Annotated in this window: 12 protein-coding genes; 6 read left to right on the top strand and 6 right to left on the bottom strand. The window is 51.0% G+C overall.

All coding sequences use genetic code 11. The annotated features are described in order from the left end of the window. Positions 1 to 181: 181 nt before the first annotated feature. The gene (locus H6F68_RS18225; RefSeq protein ID WP_199300159.1) at positions 182 to 1327 is read right to left on the bottom strand and encodes a tetratricopeptide repeat protein; all 1146 of its coding nucleotides are present in this window, start codon (positions 1325 to 1327) and stop codon (positions 182 to 184) included. A 329-nt stretch (positions 1328 to 1656) separates the two neighbouring features. Between H6F68_RS18225 and H6F68_RS18220 the strand changes: the two genes are divergently transcribed. The 3 genes from H6F68_RS18220 to H6F68_RS18210 all read left to right on the top strand — a co-directional run bounded on the left by H6F68_RS18220 (position 1657) and on the right by H6F68_RS18210 (position 4116). Beyond that, positions 1657 to 1983, top strand: a complete 327-nt coding sequence (locus H6F68_RS18220) for a YbjQ family protein (protein ID WP_190432100.1) — start codon at positions 1657 to 1659, stop codon at positions 1981 to 1983. 613 nt (positions 1984 to 2596) lie between these two features. Further along, entirely contained in the window at positions 2597 to 3247 is a 651-nt protein-coding gene (locus H6F68_RS18215) for a hypothetical protein (protein ID WP_190555093.1), read from the top strand. Between the two features lie 185 nt (positions 3248 to 3432). Continuing rightward, on the top strand, positions 3433 to 4116 hold the full coding sequence (locus tag H6F68_RS18210) for a thylakoid membrane photosystem I accumulation factor (protein WP_313930189.1): 684 nt from the start codon (positions 3433 to 3435) through the stop codon (positions 4114 to 4116). A 103-nt stretch (positions 4117 to 4219) separates the two neighbouring features. On the opposite strand, the gene egtD is transcribed toward H6F68_RS18210, so the two are convergent. The 3 genes from egtD to egtC form a co-directional block, all read right to left on the bottom strand. Further along, positions 4220 to 5275, bottom strand: a complete 1056-nt coding sequence (gene egtD, locus H6F68_RS18205; protein ID WP_190561166.1) for an L-histidine N(alpha)-methyltransferase — start codon at positions 5273 to 5275, stop codon at positions 4220 to 4222. A gap of 217 nt (positions 5276 to 5492) precedes the next feature. Beyond that, positions 5493 to 6809, bottom strand: coding sequence for an ergothioneine biosynthesis protein EgtB (locus tag H6F68_RS18200; RefSeq protein ID WP_190561164.1), 1317 nt, complete (start codon positions 6807 to 6809; stop codon positions 5493 to 5495). Continuing rightward, on the bottom strand, positions 6778 to 7566 hold the full coding sequence (gene egtC / locus H6F68_RS18195) for an ergothioneine biosynthesis protein EgtC (RefSeq protein WP_190561162.1): 789 nt from the start codon (positions 7564 to 7566) through the stop codon (positions 6778 to 6780). The genes H6F68_RS18200 and egtC overlap by 32 nt, the downstream gene beginning before the upstream one ends. 232 nt (positions 7567 to 7798) lie before the next feature. Here egtC and H6F68_RS18190 point away from each other — a divergent pair, with 232 nt between their 5' ends. Continuing rightward, positions 7799 to 8245 (top strand): hypothetical protein, encoded by a 447-nt coding sequence (locus H6F68_RS18190; RefSeq protein ID WP_190561160.1) that lies wholly within the window; start codon positions 7799 to 7801, stop codon positions 8243 to 8245. A 117-nt stretch (positions 8246 to 8362) separates the two neighbouring features. After that, on the top strand, positions 8363 to 9325 hold the full coding sequence (locus tag H6F68_RS18185) for a pentapeptide repeat-containing protein (RefSeq protein ID WP_190561158.1): 963 nt from the start codon (positions 8363 to 8365) through the stop codon (positions 9323 to 9325). 61 nt (positions 9326 to 9386) lie between these two features. Here the strand turns inward: H6F68_RS18185 and H6F68_RS18180 are convergent, their stop codons facing one another. After that, on the bottom strand, positions 9387 to 10076 hold the full coding sequence (locus H6F68_RS18180; protein ID WP_190561156.1) for a DUF2834 domain-containing protein: 690 nt from the start codon (positions 10074 to 10076) through the stop codon (positions 9387 to 9389). 323 nt (positions 10077 to 10399) lie between these two features. Between H6F68_RS18180 and H6F68_RS18175 the strand changes: the two genes are divergently transcribed. Then, on the top strand, positions 10400 to 11314 hold the full coding sequence (locus H6F68_RS18175; protein ID WP_190432109.1) for a pentapeptide repeat-containing protein: 915 nt from the start codon (positions 10400 to 10402) through the stop codon (positions 11312 to 11314). Here the strand turns inward: H6F68_RS18175 and H6F68_RS18170 are convergent. Beyond that, complete coding sequence (locus H6F68_RS18170; protein WP_190561154.1) at positions 11311 to 16206, bottom strand: translocation/assembly module TamB; 4896 nt, start codon at positions 16204 to 16206, stop codon at positions 11311 to 11313. The two genes, H6F68_RS18175 and H6F68_RS18170, sit on opposite strands and share 4 nt — an antisense overlap. Positions 16207 to 16248 lie beyond the last annotated feature (42 nt).

Below are 16248 nucleotides of genomic sequence, written 5' to 3'. Positions count from 1 at the left end.
CTGAGGCACGATTTAGGAATCGCTCAGCCTTTATAAGCACTCGTAACCAAGAATTGAGCAGTCTCACCTTTTGCAGCCTAAAGCTGAGCCTAGGAGTAACGACTCTCAGACTCTGGCCGCGAGATTGGGTCTTCCCCAACCCTGTTCATTTGCAAGAACCTGTAGCTTCGAAAAGTTGATTTTAGTCCTTAAAACTGCGTAAGGCGGATTCGGCCTTTTCCTCGCCTGCTTTGTCGCCTTGGCGCTTGAATAAATCGCGGGCTTTTTTGAAGGTGTCTTCGGCTTCGTCTAGGCGATCGCGGCCTCTGAGAGCCACAGCCAGGTTGTAAACGGTCCTGGCATCATCGGGGCTAGCTTCCAAGGCTTCGCGATAAGCTACGATCGCCCGCAGGAAATTTTGGTCCTCCAAATAAAGATCACCAATCGCAGCATGGGCCTCAGTCAAACTAGGCTTGATCGCAACGGCGCGTTGATAAGCTTGCAAAGATCCAGGGCGATCGCCTTGGTCTTGCAAAATTTTGCCAATCTGCAAGTGAATATCAGCATTGCGGGGTTCCATTTGGGCGGCTCGTTCGAGAGCGGTAATGCCACCACGGGTATCGCCCTGATTCAGGAAAGCGACGCCCAAATTAATTTGAGTGCTGGCCCGATTGGGGGCTAGTTGAGCCGCCTTCTGTAAAGTAGCGATCGCTTCCCGATAACGCTTTTGCTGAAGTAACAGTGAGCCAAGCGCTTCATAGGGTTTAGCGCTCTTGGGGTTGATGGTAATGACTTTTTGATAAGCGTCGATCGCCCCATCGTTATTACCTTGGCGAGCTAAGACGATCCCCAATCCTAGGTAGGCTTCTATATTTTTGCCGTCTAACTGAGTCGCTCGTTGATAGGCGGCAGCAGCTCCCGGATTATCTCCAGAGTTGGCCAGACTATAGCCAAGGGCGTACTGAAAATCGGCATTTTTCTGATCCAACGCCACAGCTTGACGGTAGGCAGCAGCAGCAGCGGGGAAATTGCCTTGTCGAGCTTGCAGGTAACCAATTCCAGAGAAGATCTTGGCATTCTTACCATCCAAATTGGCAGCTCGCTCGTAGAGTGCTAAGGCACCAGGGAAGTTGCCAGAATCAACCAACTTCCGTCCTTCCTTTAGCAGTCGGCTTAGTTCTTCGCTGTTGGACCCGCTAGATTGAGCGATTAAGCCGCTCGCGATCGCCGATTGATGGCGGTTGGTTGCTGGGGTCTGTTTTGCTTCATAGGCTTGAGTTACGGGTGCGGCTAGACCTAAGCCTGCTAAGCACAGCACACTAAGGGCCAAAAGAGATTGTCTATACACGGCCAATTTTCCTAGACGACGTTTGCAATGATTAACGGCTACAGCGACCCTGAAAAAGGATCAGGAAGGAGACTGCTACCACCAACGACAAGTTCCATTTGCAGTGAAGTTCGATCGCTGCCATTCGTTGAAACCAAGCTGATAACATCTGGACTCTAAACTCTGGGCTCTAAACTTGAGTTACGTTGAGAGCCCTATCAGTTGAGAAGCCCAGTAAGAAACAGCCCAGTTGGGCGGCCTCCAGACCCTGGCTGAGGCTGTCAGGTGTAGCTTCACTAGATTGAGGTGAGGCAGTTAACTGTTTAAGTATTGTTGCGTGAGGACAACCGATGATTTTATCAACAACTGATGTCATTCAAGGAGCCACCGTCGAAGCTTATTTAGGCATCGTGACGGCTGAGGTAGTCTACGGCAGTAATGCGTTGCGAGATTTTTTTGCGGGAATTCGAGACATTATTGGCGGGCGGACAGCCAGCTACGAGCGCGTTTTTGAGCAAGGGCAACGAGATGCACTCGCAGAGCTAGAGAAGCGAGCAGAGCGTTTAGGAGCGAATGCGGTCATTGGCATTGAGATCGACACTGGAACGATCAGCCTGGATCAGTCTGGAGTGTTGTTGCTCATCACTGCGACTGGAACTGCAATTCGACTGCGTTAAGGCTTAAGCCAATCTACTTCTAAAGGGTTATATACCACTCAGTAAACCATGCTTTTTATGGCTAAGCTGCCCAGTTGTTATGCCCAAAGGAGTAGGTATTTTGCAAGTAACTGAGTTGCTGAGCCTTTACTAACTTAATCAAGCAGAAGCGTATGTTTTAATATCTGTGAAGAGCGACTCAGACATAATAGTTATTCATGTAAGCAGGAATACCTTCTGGACTGAATTGGTTAAGAGTGTTACAAAGTCTCAGACTTTAATAAGTCAAGCAATATTATGTAAATTCAGTCAATGTATTTTTAACGGCGATCGCCTGAAACCCTTTGATGGAAGAAGCAGATTCAAGTTAGCTTAGTTTTCACGATAAGAACTGAGTTAGAACTTCTCGAATGTTTGGGATGAGCAACTTGACAAAAACTTAACTAATTCACGCCTCTTAGTTTAGAAAAAAACAAATTTTAATTTCTGTGTCTGAGAGTATGAAAGGAGCTAAATCTTATTCCCGCCGGTAGATGTAGTCACTGTAGAGTCAGCTTAAAGTAGAGCTCAAATGTAGAAATTGCTAAAGCAAATTCTTTAAGAACCTATATAGTGGGAGGGGGTAGATTAGGCTATGGCATATACAAATCGGCCAGCAGATAATGTAGTTGAAAGAACAGCTTACGGTCCAGTTACTGAATATCATGATCGGGTCCGTTGGGGTCCCATTTTGGCAGGTTTGCTCACAGCTTTGGCAACCCAATTAGTATTAAGCGCTTTGGGTGCTGCGATCGGACTATCTAGCATTGCGGGGTCCGGTGCTCCCCGATCCGATGCTGGAGATGTTGGTACTGCTGTTGGCATCTGGAGCATTATTAGTTTATTTATTTCTCTGTTTATTGGTGGTTGGATTACGAGCCGTACTTGTGGTCCGATGAACCGTAGTACTGCCCTGTTAAATGGAGCGATCCTTTGGGCAACTACCTTGGCTATTAGTTCTTGGCTGCTAGCGAGTGGCGTGACTGGAACCTTTGGTCTACTAGTTAATAGTGCTGCTTCTGCTGCTACTGCCGCAGCACAACCAGGTGGCGTCGATATTCCTAACCCAGCTGCTATCCCTAGCCCCAGTATCTCAGCTCAAGGCACCCGTGATTTAGCTGGCAATGCCGCGAAAGCAGGTTGGTCCTTCACCTTTGGTTCTCTACTCGGCTTAGTAGCTGCTATGGTTGGCGCTTCTGTGGGAGCCCGCAGCCCTCGCACCAATGGCAATCATCAGCACAGCTAGAGATAGCTAAAGATTGAGAGCTAGAAATAGCAAGAAATCTTCTTACATCCTGACGCAAAGTTAAATCCATACCCGTAGCACTTTCTCAAGCTTGAGGAGGTGCTATTTTTTTGCGATCGCCTCTCCCCTAATAATGGGAAAATGACATACGGTAGAATCGTCAAGCCTTAGTATTGAGTTTTAGAATGTCTCCCTGGTGGAAGTTGCCCATTGTGTCTATGACTAGTGCTAGTAAATATTTGACGACTGGTGAACTGTCCTCACAGGTAGGAGCACCAAAGCAGCGTCGGTCATGGCGACAACAGACTTTCGCTGTGCTGCTGGTGTTAATGGTCACGATCGCTGGTTTCTGGTCGGTAGGAGCTTCTCCTGCACTCGCAGGCATAGACGACGATCGCTTTGATGGCAATATTTTTGCGCTCTACGCGGGTAATGGCGCGTTGGTCCCGCCTAGAACCACCTTGGCAGATTCAATCCAACGTCATAAGCCTGCGCTGCTGGTGTTTTTTGTCGATGACAGCAAGGATTGCAAGCAGTTCTCCCCAGTTGTCTCCCAGCTCCAAGGCTTTTATGGCAAGGTTGTAGACTTCATTCCCATCAACGTAGATGCCATTCCGACCAAATCTAGCTACAGCCCAACTGAACCCGGTTACTACTATGCTGGCATCGTGCCTCAAACGGTAGTGATCAACCAAGAGGGTAAAGTGGCGCTGAATGCCAAGGGTAAAGTCCCCTTTGAAGCGGTGGATGATACTTTCCGAGAGGTATTTAACCTGTTGCCCCGTTCCGAATCTGTACCTCTAAGACGGCGCATGTTTAATGAGTTCAGCTCTGAGCTAACTGAACAAGCAGCTCCGAAGTCTAAGTAAGCAACGGATCACAAGTTCTTAATATCTGAATAACAGTGAGGGTAGGGGTACAGACTATTGTGCCCCTACTTTTTTGGGTGGGTGTACTAAGGGTTAAACGAGACTAAACCTGGCACAAGACGAGACCAAACCACTGTTTAGCGTCCGTCCAAGCTTGAATGGGGTTTAAGCCTTTAGCTTGGAGGTCTTGCTGCATGGATGCCAGATTGAACTTGCGCGAGATTTCGGTATGAATTGTTTCGCCCGCAGCAAACTCAAGCGCCAAGTTGAGCGATCGCAGGTGAACTGTTTGCGATCGCAAGCTCTTTAAGTAAATCTCAATCTGATGCAGCGACTCATTGTAGAAAGCGACATGCTGGAACTGAGAGACATCAAAGTCGCCTTGGAAACGCCAATTCAAATGGTGCAGCATATTGAGATTAAATTCTGCTGTCACCCCTCGGCTGTCATTGTAGGCAGCTTCCAGAATATCGGGTGATTTTTGCAAGTCAAACCCTAACAGGAAATATTCACCAGGCTTTAGGGCTGCCTTTACCTGAGCAAAGAAAACCTCACATGCAGCAGGAGTGAGATTCCCCAGGGAACTGCCGAGGAAACAAATCATCCGGGTAGGGAGTTGTGCTGGCTCTAGCTTGGCTAGGGCTAGCTCATAGGTACTGACTAAGCCATGTACTTGCAAGGTTGGGTAATCCACGAGCAAATCCCGCGCACTACTTTCCAGGATGCCAGCACTGACATCAATTGGCATGTAGTGCAGAGGCTGCTCTAGGGAAGCATAAGCATCTAGCAAAATCCGAGTTTTGACAGCGCTGCCACTACCAAGTTCGACCAGCTCACAAGGACCCGTAATTTGGGCGATCGCGGCTGCATACTGTTGCAGAATGGCTGTCTCAGTCCGAGTTAAGTAGTACTCTGGCAACCCACAGATTTGCTCAAATAGCTGAGAGCCACGATCGTCGTAGAAATAATGCGGGGGCAATGATTTGGGCGCTTGGCCTAAACCATCAACCACATCTTTACCCGCTGTAAGCTCCGTGGCTAAAGGATTACTAGGGCTAATCAGATGTTCAATCTGCAAGCGCTTTTCCAGGGGCTGAGCAACGCCTTGGTCCGGGGGGTGAGACACAAGATTGCTGCCCACTGCTTTAAAAATCGACATCCTACCTCCGTAAGTGTGATGGAAGCGAGATTGTTACCACTCGCAGCAAGTTAGCGCATCCATGTAAAACCGTTAGATTGACGCTGCGAAGCTTCTTAAATAGAGAACCACACAGCGAATCTTAGCCAAATCGAACTCAGGTGAGATTTTTTGGCTAATCGCTTGTATTTTCCCATTAAGGTTGCTGAGCAAAACTCAAGAAATCCTTAGCATCTGGCTAAGCGGCACGAGGCTCTGCATCCCGCACACAGCGAAAGCCAGCCAAAATTTGCCGAGTTCCAGGGTCATACCAGTTGCGAAAGGCACAGCGTAACCCCCAAGGTCGTGTCACCCAACTGCCACCCCGCAACACGCGATGCTGCCCATCGAAATACACTTGTGAGTAGCCACGATAGGGATAGAACTCAAACCCGTCGTAGCCATCAAACCAGGAAGCTGTCCACTCCCAAACGTTGCCTAGCATGTCGTAGCAGCCGTAGAAGCTTTGCCCCTTGGGGTAAGCAGCAACGGGCGTCGTTTGTCCCTCCAAATGGTCGTGGTTGCAACGTCCAATCCCAGATTCAGTGCTAGGAAAGGCTTCGCCCCAAGGGTAGGTTTGGCGTTGCTGTTTCTGCGGATGCCAACTTGCAGCTTTTTCCCACTCGGCTTCTGTAGGTAGGCGCTTCTGCACAAAGCGAGCATAGGCTTCGGCTTCATAGCAACTGACGCCACAGACAGGATGATCTGCCCAGGCTGGATCATTTGGCCAATAGAGCGGTTGAGTAATACCATTTGCTTGTCGCCATTGCCAACCCGATTCTGACCACCAATGGGGGTTTTGGTAGCCCCCAGCCGCGATAAATTTGCGGTACTGGCCATTGGTAACAGGGTAGCGATCGATCCAGTAGGTATCGAGATCAACCGAATGTACCGGGCGCTCGTTGTCGATCGCGTCTAGAGAATCATTGCCTTGCTGAAATGCCCCAGCGGGAATGCAGACCATTTCCTCAAAATCGCTAGAGTCTGAGTGCTGCTGGGGTTGCTTTAGCCTACTTGAAGGTTCCAAATCGGCAGTCCACCGCTGCAATTGCAGCAAAAAACTAATGGTTTCGCAATGCTGACTTTCGTGCTGCAATAGCCAGTGCCAAAGGCGTTCTTGCGAGTCAAGTGGTGCAACTTTCAGATATTGCAGCACCTGGGTTGTCACGGTATCGAGATACGTGTAAGTATCAGCCAGGTTAGGCAAGTTGCAGCGCTCTGCTTTAGGCAAGCCATCGGCGGCAAATAAGCGGCGGTATTGGGGCAGGAGAGGCGCTTGACCCGCACAGTGTTCAAGAATCCACAGCCCCTCGGTAAAAGCAATATGGCCTAAGTGCCAACCGATGGGACTAAATTCAGGATGAATTTGTTGGCAAAATGTGGTGGAGTCAACTGCTTGAAACAGAGCCAGAGTACCGGTGCGACAGTCTTGCAACGCTTGCTGAATCTGCTGCCGACGTACCTCTAGATCGCGGAGCTGTGGGTCAGATGGGGCGAATCTGGATGTCGAGGTCATCTTCTACGGTCAGAATGCTACTTTCTGGGCAGGTGGTCCAATCTCCAGCGAACAAAGGCTCAGAAGCCACAATCACGGCATCCGGAAGCGTAGGGTCGTCGCGGAGCCAGTGGAGAGAGGGGTTGGGACTGTGACTGGCAAAGCGCGAAGCAATCAACCGTTTGCCGTTGCTAATCAAGATATTGGCCGAAAACTCTAACTGTTGGCTCTCTGCTAGCTCAGAGAGAGTGGTCAGAGTTTGGTGCAGCGCCTCTTCCAGAGGTTTTTCTGGAGCTTGGTACCAGTAGTGTAGCAACAGCGCGAAGATGTGCTCGGAGTCGGTTGTACCTTGAATCACCTGATGAGAAGTATCATCGAGGCGATCGCAAATGGCTTTACGCAATGTCTGCCGGAAGTTTTTGATGAAGCCATTATGCATGAACAAGATGCGATCTTTCTGAAAAGGCTGACAATTGCTTACATCAACGCCTAACCCTGGAGTCGCGCTACGAACGTTAGCTAAGACGCAACCTGATTCGATGTAGCGGCTAAGGCTAGAGAGGTTGGGGTCGTTCCAGATAGGCAGGATGTTTTTGTAAGTGAAGGGAGGTGTCTCTTGTTGCGAGTGGTACCAACCAACGCCAAACCCATCGGCATTTAGTAGGCCCGCTGTCATTTCACGGGGTTGGTAGCTTTGAACAATGAGTGAGTGCTCAGGCTTGTCGAGCAGGCGATCAAGCGAAATGGATGGCCCTAAGTAGCCCATTAAACGGCACATCTAAAAGATTGACTCCTGCGAAGGTAAAAGATTGTAAAGTGTTCCAGTCTTTATTGAGTCTAATGAGGATTCCTGAAAACAGCCGTAGCGGGTTTCTCGTTAGCCAGGGAAATAGGACCAGAGTGATTTCAGCAGTCTCTTTAGTCAACTGCTCTGCGGAGAAGGGCTGAAGTTGAGTGTTTCTACCAATACGCCCCACGTTCAACGCCCCCTATCCAAGGAAATTCTTGTTATGAAAAGCCCCATGGCTCTCGGTGTCACTCTTTTAGTCCTGGCTTTGCCAACTGCCATTAGTTCCAATGCGATCGCTAACAAGTCAACGCCTACCCAACCCCAGCAGACTCAAGCAGCGATCGTTTGGGAGCGTTCTGGAGGCATTGCAGGTATCTGTCAGCGTCTAACTTTGCGCTCCAGTGCTGCCTATGTTTTGGAAGACTGCCGCAAGCAAACGGTTGTGAGCCGAGGTAACTTGCCGGAGAGCGATCGCGTGCAACTCAAAAAATTGTTGCTAAAGCAATATGGTCAGTTTCAGTGGCAAAGCTCGAATAAAGGTGCGGATATGTTTAGCGATCGCTACACCTTGAATGGTCGAGGTTCGCAAAAACCTACTTTGTCAGAACAAGCAGCTTTGAATAAATATTTGACGCAATTAGCGGGTCAGTTGGCCTCGCAAATATAAGGTTAGACCTCAGTTAGGTCTGTAAATATTACTGGCGAAGTGGCATCCGCTAAGTTGCCTAATTACACCTGTGGGGAATCCTAGGCCTAAGGACTTTCTGGTGAGACTAGGGTGCATATGGCAAATCCGGAACACCTTGCTTTGCTGGAGCGAGGAGTAACTGGCTGGAATCAGTGGTGGACGACCCAAGCTATAAGTAGCCCACGTTTAGCGGGTGCCTCTATAGGCATGATCAACCTCAGAAATGCCAACCTGAGTAGAGCAAATTTGAGCGGTATCAACTTAGAAGCAGCTGACCTTTGCTTAGCCAACTTTGAGACGGCAAATCTCCATCGAGCCAAGCTGATGGGAGCTAGCCTTTACACAGCCAACCTGTACCAAGCGAAGCTGAGAGAAGCCAACTTAAGCAAGGCTGACTTGCGAGAGGTAAACCTCCGACATGCTGACCTCTGTATGGCGAACTTGACCGAAGCAAATCTCAGTCAAGCGGATTTGGAAGGCGCAACCCTCTACACAACCACGCTCTGTAAAGCCAATTTGCGAGAAGCCAATCTCTACAAAGCAGACTTACGGGAAGCAGACTTAAGTGTGGCGAAGCTGCGGGAAGCCAATCTCAGCCGCGCTAATCTGGGCATGGCCAACCTTTGCATGGCTGACTTTATCGGCGCTACTCTTCACGAAGCTAACCTGACAATGGCCAATCTGAGTATGGCTAACTTCTGCATGGCCAACTTGATGGGCACCACTCTTTACAAAGCGATGCTGATTGGAGCCAACTGTATTGGCACTAACCTCTACAAAGCCAACCTGAGCCGAGCTAATCTGAGCAAAGCTGATTTGCGTGAGGCTACTTTAAGCCAAGCTAACTTGAGCCAAGCTGATCTGAGCAACGCTAACTTGTGTATGACTAATCTACGCGGTGCCAACCTTCAAGGAGCTTGTCTAGTAGGTGCGAATCTCAACTGTGCCACCCTGGAAGGAACCAATTTAGCAGGCGCAAATCTCAACCAAGCCACGCTAGAAGGGGCTTGCCTCCGAGGAGCGATCATGCCTGACGGATTTAGCCTCACTTCAGTTTAGCGATCGCCCCATTTGATCAACCCTTGCATACCACCGAGTTTTGGATGCTTAGGGTGACGCTTTAGGATTGGCCCGTTACCGTCGGTTGTTGGCTCAGACCTTTAGCCTCGGTTGCGGCAGAACTGCTCAGAGATGGTCGAAAAGCAAGGTAAAGCGCTGGCCCTAACAAGGGTAGAGAGGCAGCCCAGAAAATGCGAGCATCTTGCAATCCTCGCCGGGCCATGTCATCCCTCAACACTGTCGGAAAGAGCAGACACAGCAAGCAAAAATCCAAACTCATGACGTGGATAAAGCGGTTCGTTTGCCATTGCGCTACGAAATCACTCCAATCACCTGCGATCGCCCCATAGCCGACTAAAGCGATCGTGCCTAACGCCAGAACTGCCCCTGTCCAACGGGAGTCGAGCAGCTTCAGCAAAGATGTTTTAGACCCACTGAAGTCCGAGTTAGGGTGGCGGAGCGCTAAGTAAGGCAACAAGGCAAACGCTCCCAGGCCAAAAGAGCCCGCTATAAAAGGCCAAGCAGGAATTTTTTGGGTTCTGCCATCTATCAACAACAAGGCACTGTAGATCATCGGCCAGACGCCCATGATGTTAAACAAAGTAATAATCAGGGGATTAATCCCCTCCCAATCGCCTGTAGATAGCTTTTGAATCAGAGTGAGAGTATCTGGTTGGTTAGGGGGAGCTAGCAGAAAGGCATACGCGATCGCCCCAACCCAAAGCAGCCAAAGTCCAAGTTTTCTACCCATGCTCGCCTAAAAAATCTAATAACGTTAAACCTTTGGGCTCAGGTCATTCCAGCCTGAAGCACCTTTAATAATTACGCATTATTAAGTTAATCAATTTTAAGGGTAGCCCTGAGATGCTGCCTCTATTCCTAGTATGGAAAAGCAAGATAAAAGGATAGTGTTTCTAAAGTTTTCAAAGCCGTTAAACAACGTAACAGCTCGTGCGTCAAGAACCGAAAAGCGCTTGGGCAAGTTAAGAACACAAGCCCAAGCTTCAATCTGGGTCAGCCCCGTAGATCGACGTTGCCCACCCCTAAGCTAGCCGCAACTAGAGGCATCAAGACATGGACGTTAGTTACTTGCTCAAATGCTACGAAATGGGAAGCCGAGACTTCGCTGGCGTTGACCTCAGAGGAGCTGACCTAAGTGGAGCAACCTTGATTGACATCAACCTAGAAGGTGCCAATCTAACCGGGGCCAACTTAAGTCGCGCCTTTTTAACCAAAGCAAATCTCAATGGTGTCTTTCTCAATTGGGCCAATTTAAGCTTTGCCAAACTGAGTGAAAGTTGTTTAGTCGATTCCGACTTAACAAAGGCGAATTTGAACGGAGCTTTCCTCGTCAAAGCCGATTTAGCAAAAGCCAAACTCAGCGCGGCTAATCTGAGCAATGCCAATCTGCGGAACGCCAACTTACAACGAGCTAATCTCTGCGGCACCACCCTACAAAGTGTGAATCTACGGAATGCTCACCTTAAAGGAGCCAACCTCAATTGGGCCAATCTCAAAGGAGCGAGATTGAGTGGGGCTATGCTGCAAGGGGCTTTCCTCAATGGGGTGAACTTGGCGGGAGCTTTCCTCAACGGCGTTGATCTCAGGGGCGTAGACCTCAGTGGGGTGAACTTGAGTGAGGCCAAGTTGAGTGGAGCTGATTTGCAGGAGGCCAATTTGTCCACCGCAAATTTTACTGAAGCCAAGCTTCGGGGCGTTAATTTAATCGGAGCCGACTTGAGTGGAGCGAATCTCAACCGAGCCTACCTCGGTCGGGCCGAACTAGATTGGAGCAATCTGAGCCGAGCAGATCTAAGCCAAGCTGATTTGAGCGATGCCAGCGTTCTAGGCGTCAAGATTGAAGGGGCAGAATTTAGTGGTGTCACCCTGCCCGAAATGACGCGCCGGTACCTCTGCTTGGTGGCTAGTGGGCATACCGCTTGGAGTCAAAAACAAACTCAAGAAACTTTGAACTGTGAGGAAAGCTAGAAGCGAGTTTCATACTCCAGTACAGCTCGGCTGTCTCCCGAAAGGTCTGTCGAACCGCGCAACAGAAATTCCTCATTCAGGCGATAGCGCAAGCCAAACTGAGTTGGCTGATCTGCTGTTAGCACCCGCAGCACAGAGGCAGAAACGTTTTGCGTAATGTCAACACTCGCCTCCGCTGCCAAGCCCAGGGTTGAGGAACGCGATTCTTCAGAAGTGACAATTGTGGGGAATAGACGAAATTCGCTCAGGCCTAAAGCATTACCGATCGCCCCTTGAATGTTGGTCAGTAAGGCTGAACCTGCCAAGTTAGCTAGCCCCAGAGTGCTATCGCCGCGTCCGAGTGTATTGATGAAGCCACCCCCCAATAGCCCAACGATTTCATTGCGGCTCCGGGAGGGACTACTCTTCAGTTCTAAGTTGTCGAACAGTTGACTTGCAGGCCCCGTCGCTGTAGCTTCGATGCGCACTGTTTGCAGGGCCCCCAAACTGGTAGCGGGCACATCTTCTACTTCCGAGGGAGACAAGGTAGAAACTGTGCGGCTGCGGGTGACTTCAGGCACAGAGGTAATTAACTGGATATCTAAAATTGGGTCTAAGCCCCGTTCGGGAGTAAATACTGCCGTTTGAGGATAACCCCGCGCTAAGGTGAAGCGAGTGGTGAATAGATTGACCTGACCTGTACGGAGGCGAATGGTGCCATTAGGCCGCAGGTTGTCTAAGGTGCCATTGAGGGTAATATCGCCGACAGCAAGGAAGTTTAAGATCGGCTGACGGACGATTTGCAGGCCATCCCCTAGCGTGAGTCGCAAATCGTTGAATCGAGGCGTAGCAGGCGCAGCACCGGATTGGCTATCGCTGGTGCTGGCATTCGTCGCCGTCGCAGGAGCGCTACTAGTGTCAGGGAGTTGAACTTGGCCATTCGCAAGTTTGATTTCACCGCCGATTCTTGGTTCTAGAGCGGTGCCAGTCACCATTACCTGTCCTTCTACGCCGCCCCGGTATAGGCCTTTGAGGTTGAGCGAAATTTTGTCGAGGTTAACCGTCAGGGGAGTGGCAGCATCTGGGTTGCCTGGGCGGAAGCTGGTAAAGATGGGGAGAATGCCTTGAGCGTTAACTTGCCCCTGGCTAAATTGGCCTTGGATACCTTCTACGAGGATGCGATCGCGATCAAAGCGAATGGTGCCATTGACATTGGTCAAGCGTTCAGGCAGGGCTTGAGCCTCAAAGGTGGCATTTTGGAAAGTAGCGATGCCATTGGCGATCGGCTGCTCTAATGTACCTCGGACTTGAAGGTTGACTTGGCCTTGACCATCCACCCAAGCGGCCTGAGGCGTGAGCACATTTAGGAGCGCCAAACCCTCATTTTTAACATCCACATCTAAACTAATTTCGTTGCTGGCGGGGGGCGCACTGAAAGGAAGTGCCGCCGGAAAACTGCCAGCTACGGTTAACGGTTCTGGGCCATTGACAATTACAGTACTGCCAAAGTTCAGGCGAGCATTGTTGTAGTTAAAACTGCCTCTAGCGGTTTGCACTGCCGTATCGTTCAGCGTGCCATCGACTAAGCTGAGTTCTCCCACGGCTTGCGGATTGACCAAGCTGCCTGCCAATGTGGCTGTAGCATTCAACTTACCGCTGATATCAACGGGTAAAGTGACAAAGCGATCGAGCGTTTCTAAAGATAAGTTCTCGATTTGCAATTGGCCTGACTGAGTTTTGCCACCGATTTGCCCGGAGAACGCCACTAAGGTATCTGCGGATTGGAAGCGCAATGGTAACAAAGTCAGAACGCCGTTCTCAAAGCTGCCGTTTAGCACGACTTGGTCAGCGGTGTACTCGTCCCACTGCCAGTCTTGCCCTTGAATATCAAAATTGAGCGATATTCCAGTTTCTGGAGAGCCTGCGAAGCGAATGCCACCCGTGAAGTTGCCTTCGAGATCTGCTAAATCAGGCAGGGGAGAAGCGGCCTCACGGCGAGCCACTTGCTGACTCAATAAGGTCTCGATTTCGGAGAAACGACGGAGTTGGGTTTGTAGAGGTGTTTCCGGTACGCCCACGGCCACGGTTTGCACATCGGCTGCCCTAGCATAGGTTGGTGCTCCCAACCCACGGGTGATGTCTTGCAGCTCAAACCATTGCAGCGTCGCCAATATATCTTGCAGCGACCCCTGCGCAACATCTACCTGCCCCTTAAATTGTGGCCCTGCTGCGGTTTGCAGGAAGTTGCCTGCTAAGAGGTACTGGCTCTGGCCGATGCGGAGTTCGCCGCCTGTGAGGGCAGCGATGCCATTGGCGTAACGAAAGCGGCCCCGGAACTCATCGCCCGCAATGGTGCCGATCGCGGGTCGGGCGATCGCGACTTCACCTACCACGGAGGATTGCTTCAAGTTCACATCGAAGTTGCCGCTGAGCAGTCCAGCCACATTCCCTAAACCGAACTGAGCACCGGGAGCTAGATTCAACGCGGCCAGTGGGAAGCTCTGGACATTCACCAACAACTGATCGCCTTGGGCCTTACCCTGAGCGATCGCCTCATCTCGCTGGATCCAGAAAGCTCTGGGTTGATTGTTAGGGTCGAGGGCGAGGTCGATGCGATCGCGATCGCCTGCCACAGCCAGATTTAACCCCTGTCCAGTGACTACCTTGAGGTTGCCTGCCAAAACGGGTTCAAAAGGGACGCCATTCAGGACAAATTGATTCAGCCGCAAGTTGCCTGCGACATTGGGAGCCGTGGGCGTGCCCGTTAAGCGGCCCGTAAAATCGGCTCGGCCTGCCAGTTGAAAAGTGCTAGGCACCGCAAAGGGGAGAGCGTTGAGGGCGTAGTCACGGGCTTGCACATTTAAGTTGAGGTTGGTAACTTCTGGCGCATTCTTGCCTTCGGTCCGCACGGCGACGATGCCATTGGCACTCAAGTTAGGAGCGGTCGCTTCTTGCACCAGTAAGTTTTGTCCTGTCCAACGCACCGAGGCAGCCAGGGGTTGCTGCACGATCGCCAACCCTTCCGAGAGCCGCACCCGACCCGCTGCTTGAATTGCACTCAGGTCAAAGGCTTCAGTCGTACCTGCCAACTGTAAAGCGCCACTCAACTGTCCGCGTAAGTCCGGGGAAAGGCGTTTCAGTTGAATTTGGGATAAATCTGCCAACGCTTGCCAGCGGCCTTGGTTCAAACTGATGTTGCTCAGGGCAACAGTGCCCCCCACGACATTCAGGAAAGCTTTACCTGCCGCTTGAACCGCATTCGTCTGTGGATTATCAGTGGTGCCTGCCAAGGCAATTTCGCCACTGAGTTGGCCGCGAAACTGGGCTGGAACTTGCTCAAACCGACTGAGTTGAATTTGCTGCGCCTTGACCAGGGCTTGCCAGCGACCTTCGGCTAACCGGGCTCTGGCGCTGACGATGCCACCTGCGGCATTGGGGGCCTGCGCCTGTACCACTGTTTGCAAATTGCCACCCAAAGGCCCATAAATTTGGGCTCTACCACTGACTAAGCCAATACTGGTAGGCAATTCAGTGCCGTAGGTTTGAGCGATCGCGTTTCCTGGCAAGTTTTGGCCCGCGAAATCTAAAACGAGACCGCCTGCCTCGCCAAATTTGATGCCACCGCTACCCGTGACCGTACCACCCACCTCTGGGGTCGCCTTAATTTGATCGAAAATAACTTTCGACTCTGCTGTGACCAGGGCAAAGTTAGTGCTGATGCGGCTGAAATCAACTTTATCAACCCGAGCGGTTTTGGTGGTGACTACGGTGCCTGCTAGGACAGGCTTGGCAATCGGCCCCCGCAGTAAAAAGGCTCCCCGCACTTCGCCTGCGGTGGCAAAGGGTAACTCTTCAACCTTGAGGGTGTCGAGCAAATTAGCCACACTGACTGGGGCCAAGCGTCCCCGCAGATCGTAGTTGGACTGGGTGTTGAGGACTCCTGCCACTTGGATCGGCAATTTGCCGTAAAACGTGCTGATGTTTTCCAGCCCAATAAGCTGCCCCTGGAAGCGCACAAAGCCTTTGGCCTGTCGGAAAGGTTGTGGGACTTGCCTCACTTGCGCCGTAACAGTTTTTAGTTCCGCGCGCCCCTCTAGCTTCACAGGTTCATCCGGGTGAGATCGCACAGCCAGCGTGCCATCCACGCGCCCCCCCTGGAAATCAAGGGGTAGGTCAATAATCCGACTCACATCCGACGCTAGGAGATCTTGGGCTCGAATCTGTAAATTTGTCTGCTGGCTTTTTAGTTGGGATTCACCCTTCAGCCGTAGATTGCCTCCCCGCAAAGGTTTACCACTGACCTCAAAGGCAATTCGTTGGTTTTTATCAAAAAAGTTGGCCGCCCCATTGACTTGATTAAACGCGATCGCCACTCGTTTGCTCCGAGGAGCGGGATAGGGAATCAGCACAATGCCCGCATCGCGAAAGCGAATCACATCTAGGTCCGTTTTGATCAGCCCCGCCTGTTCTTGAGCTTTAACTCGCGTGGAAATCCATTCGCCGCTTTTGGCTTGCTCTACATAAATGGTGGACTTGACTAAAGTAATGCTGGGCTTCAGCGTCCGGGTAAACAATAGCTGCAACGGATTAAACTCGACCTCAACCGCGGCCACAGCAAGGCGATCGGGATCAGTGGGTGTCGCAGGCACCGCAGAAGCCCCAAAGCGAATGCTGTTGAGATCAAATCGCTCCACCTCCCCTAGCTCTACTGGGCGGCTTAGAGTTTGACTGAGGTTCTTCTCAATCAGGGGGGCGAGGTCGTTACGCACAAAATTCCAGGCCCACCAAGCACCACCAGTGATGCCAGCAAGCAAAACAACTCCAACCACAGCACTGGTACGGCTCAACAGGAGCAGCCACAGGCGTCGGCTAGGAGGGGTGGGTTCGTTACCCGGAGGAGAAGACTGGGTCATCGCATTTGCAACAATAGCAAGCTGGGGAACGCCAATAAGAAT

It is taken from the genome of Trichocoleus sp. FACHB-262 (genome assembly GCF_014696035.1).
Taxonomy (GTDB): domain Bacteria; phylum Cyanobacteriota; class Cyanobacteriia; order FACHB-46; family FACHB-46; genus Trichocoleus.
The sequence above is the reverse complement of the archived record's forward strand: the minus strand, read 5'-3'. Positions and strand labels throughout refer to the sequence as shown.

Bases quoted from the DNA above. Each gene is read 5' to 3' on its own strand.
- H6F68_RS18200 (WP_190561164.1), bottom strand. From the start codon at position 6,809: ATGACCTCGACATCCAGATTCGCCCCATCTGACCCACAGCTCCGCGAT.
- egtC (WP_190561162.1), bottom strand. From the start codon at position 7,566: ATGTGCCGTTTAATGGGCTACTTAGGGCCATCCATTTCGCTTGATCGC.
- H6F68_RS18180 (WP_190561156.1), bottom strand. From the start codon at position 10,076: ATGGGTAGAAAACTTGGACTTTGGCTGCTTTGGGTTGGGGCGATCGCG.
- H6F68_RS18175 (WP_190432109.1), top strand. From the start codon at position 10,400: ATGGACGTTAGTTACTTGCTCAAATGCTACGAAATGGGAAGCCGAGAC.
- H6F68_RS18210 (WP_313930189.1), top strand. From the start codon at position 3,433: ATGTCTCCCTGGTGGAAGTTGCCCATTGTGTCTATGACTAGTGCTAGT.
- H6F68_RS18220 (WP_190432100.1), top strand. From the start codon at position 1,657: ATGATTTTATCAACAACTGATGTCATTCAAGGAGCCACCGTCGAAGCT.
- H6F68_RS18170 (WP_190561154.1), bottom strand. From the start codon at position 16,206: ATGACCCAGTCTTCTCCTCCGGGTAACGAACCCACCCCTCCTAGCCGA.
- egtD (WP_190561166.1), bottom strand. From the start codon at position 5,275: ATGTCGATTTTTAAAGCAGTGGGCAGCAATCTTGTGTCTCACCCCCCG.
- H6F68_RS18185 (WP_190561158.1), top strand. From the start codon at position 8,363: ATGGCAAATCCGGAACACCTTGCTTTGCTGGAGCGAGGAGTAACTGGC.
- H6F68_RS18215 (WP_190555093.1), top strand. From the start codon at position 2,597: ATGGCATATACAAATCGGCCAGCAGATAATGTAGTTGAAAGAACAGCT.
- H6F68_RS18190 (WP_190561160.1), top strand. From the start codon at position 7,799: ATGAAAAGCCCCATGGCTCTCGGTGTCACTCTTTTAGTCCTGGCTTTG.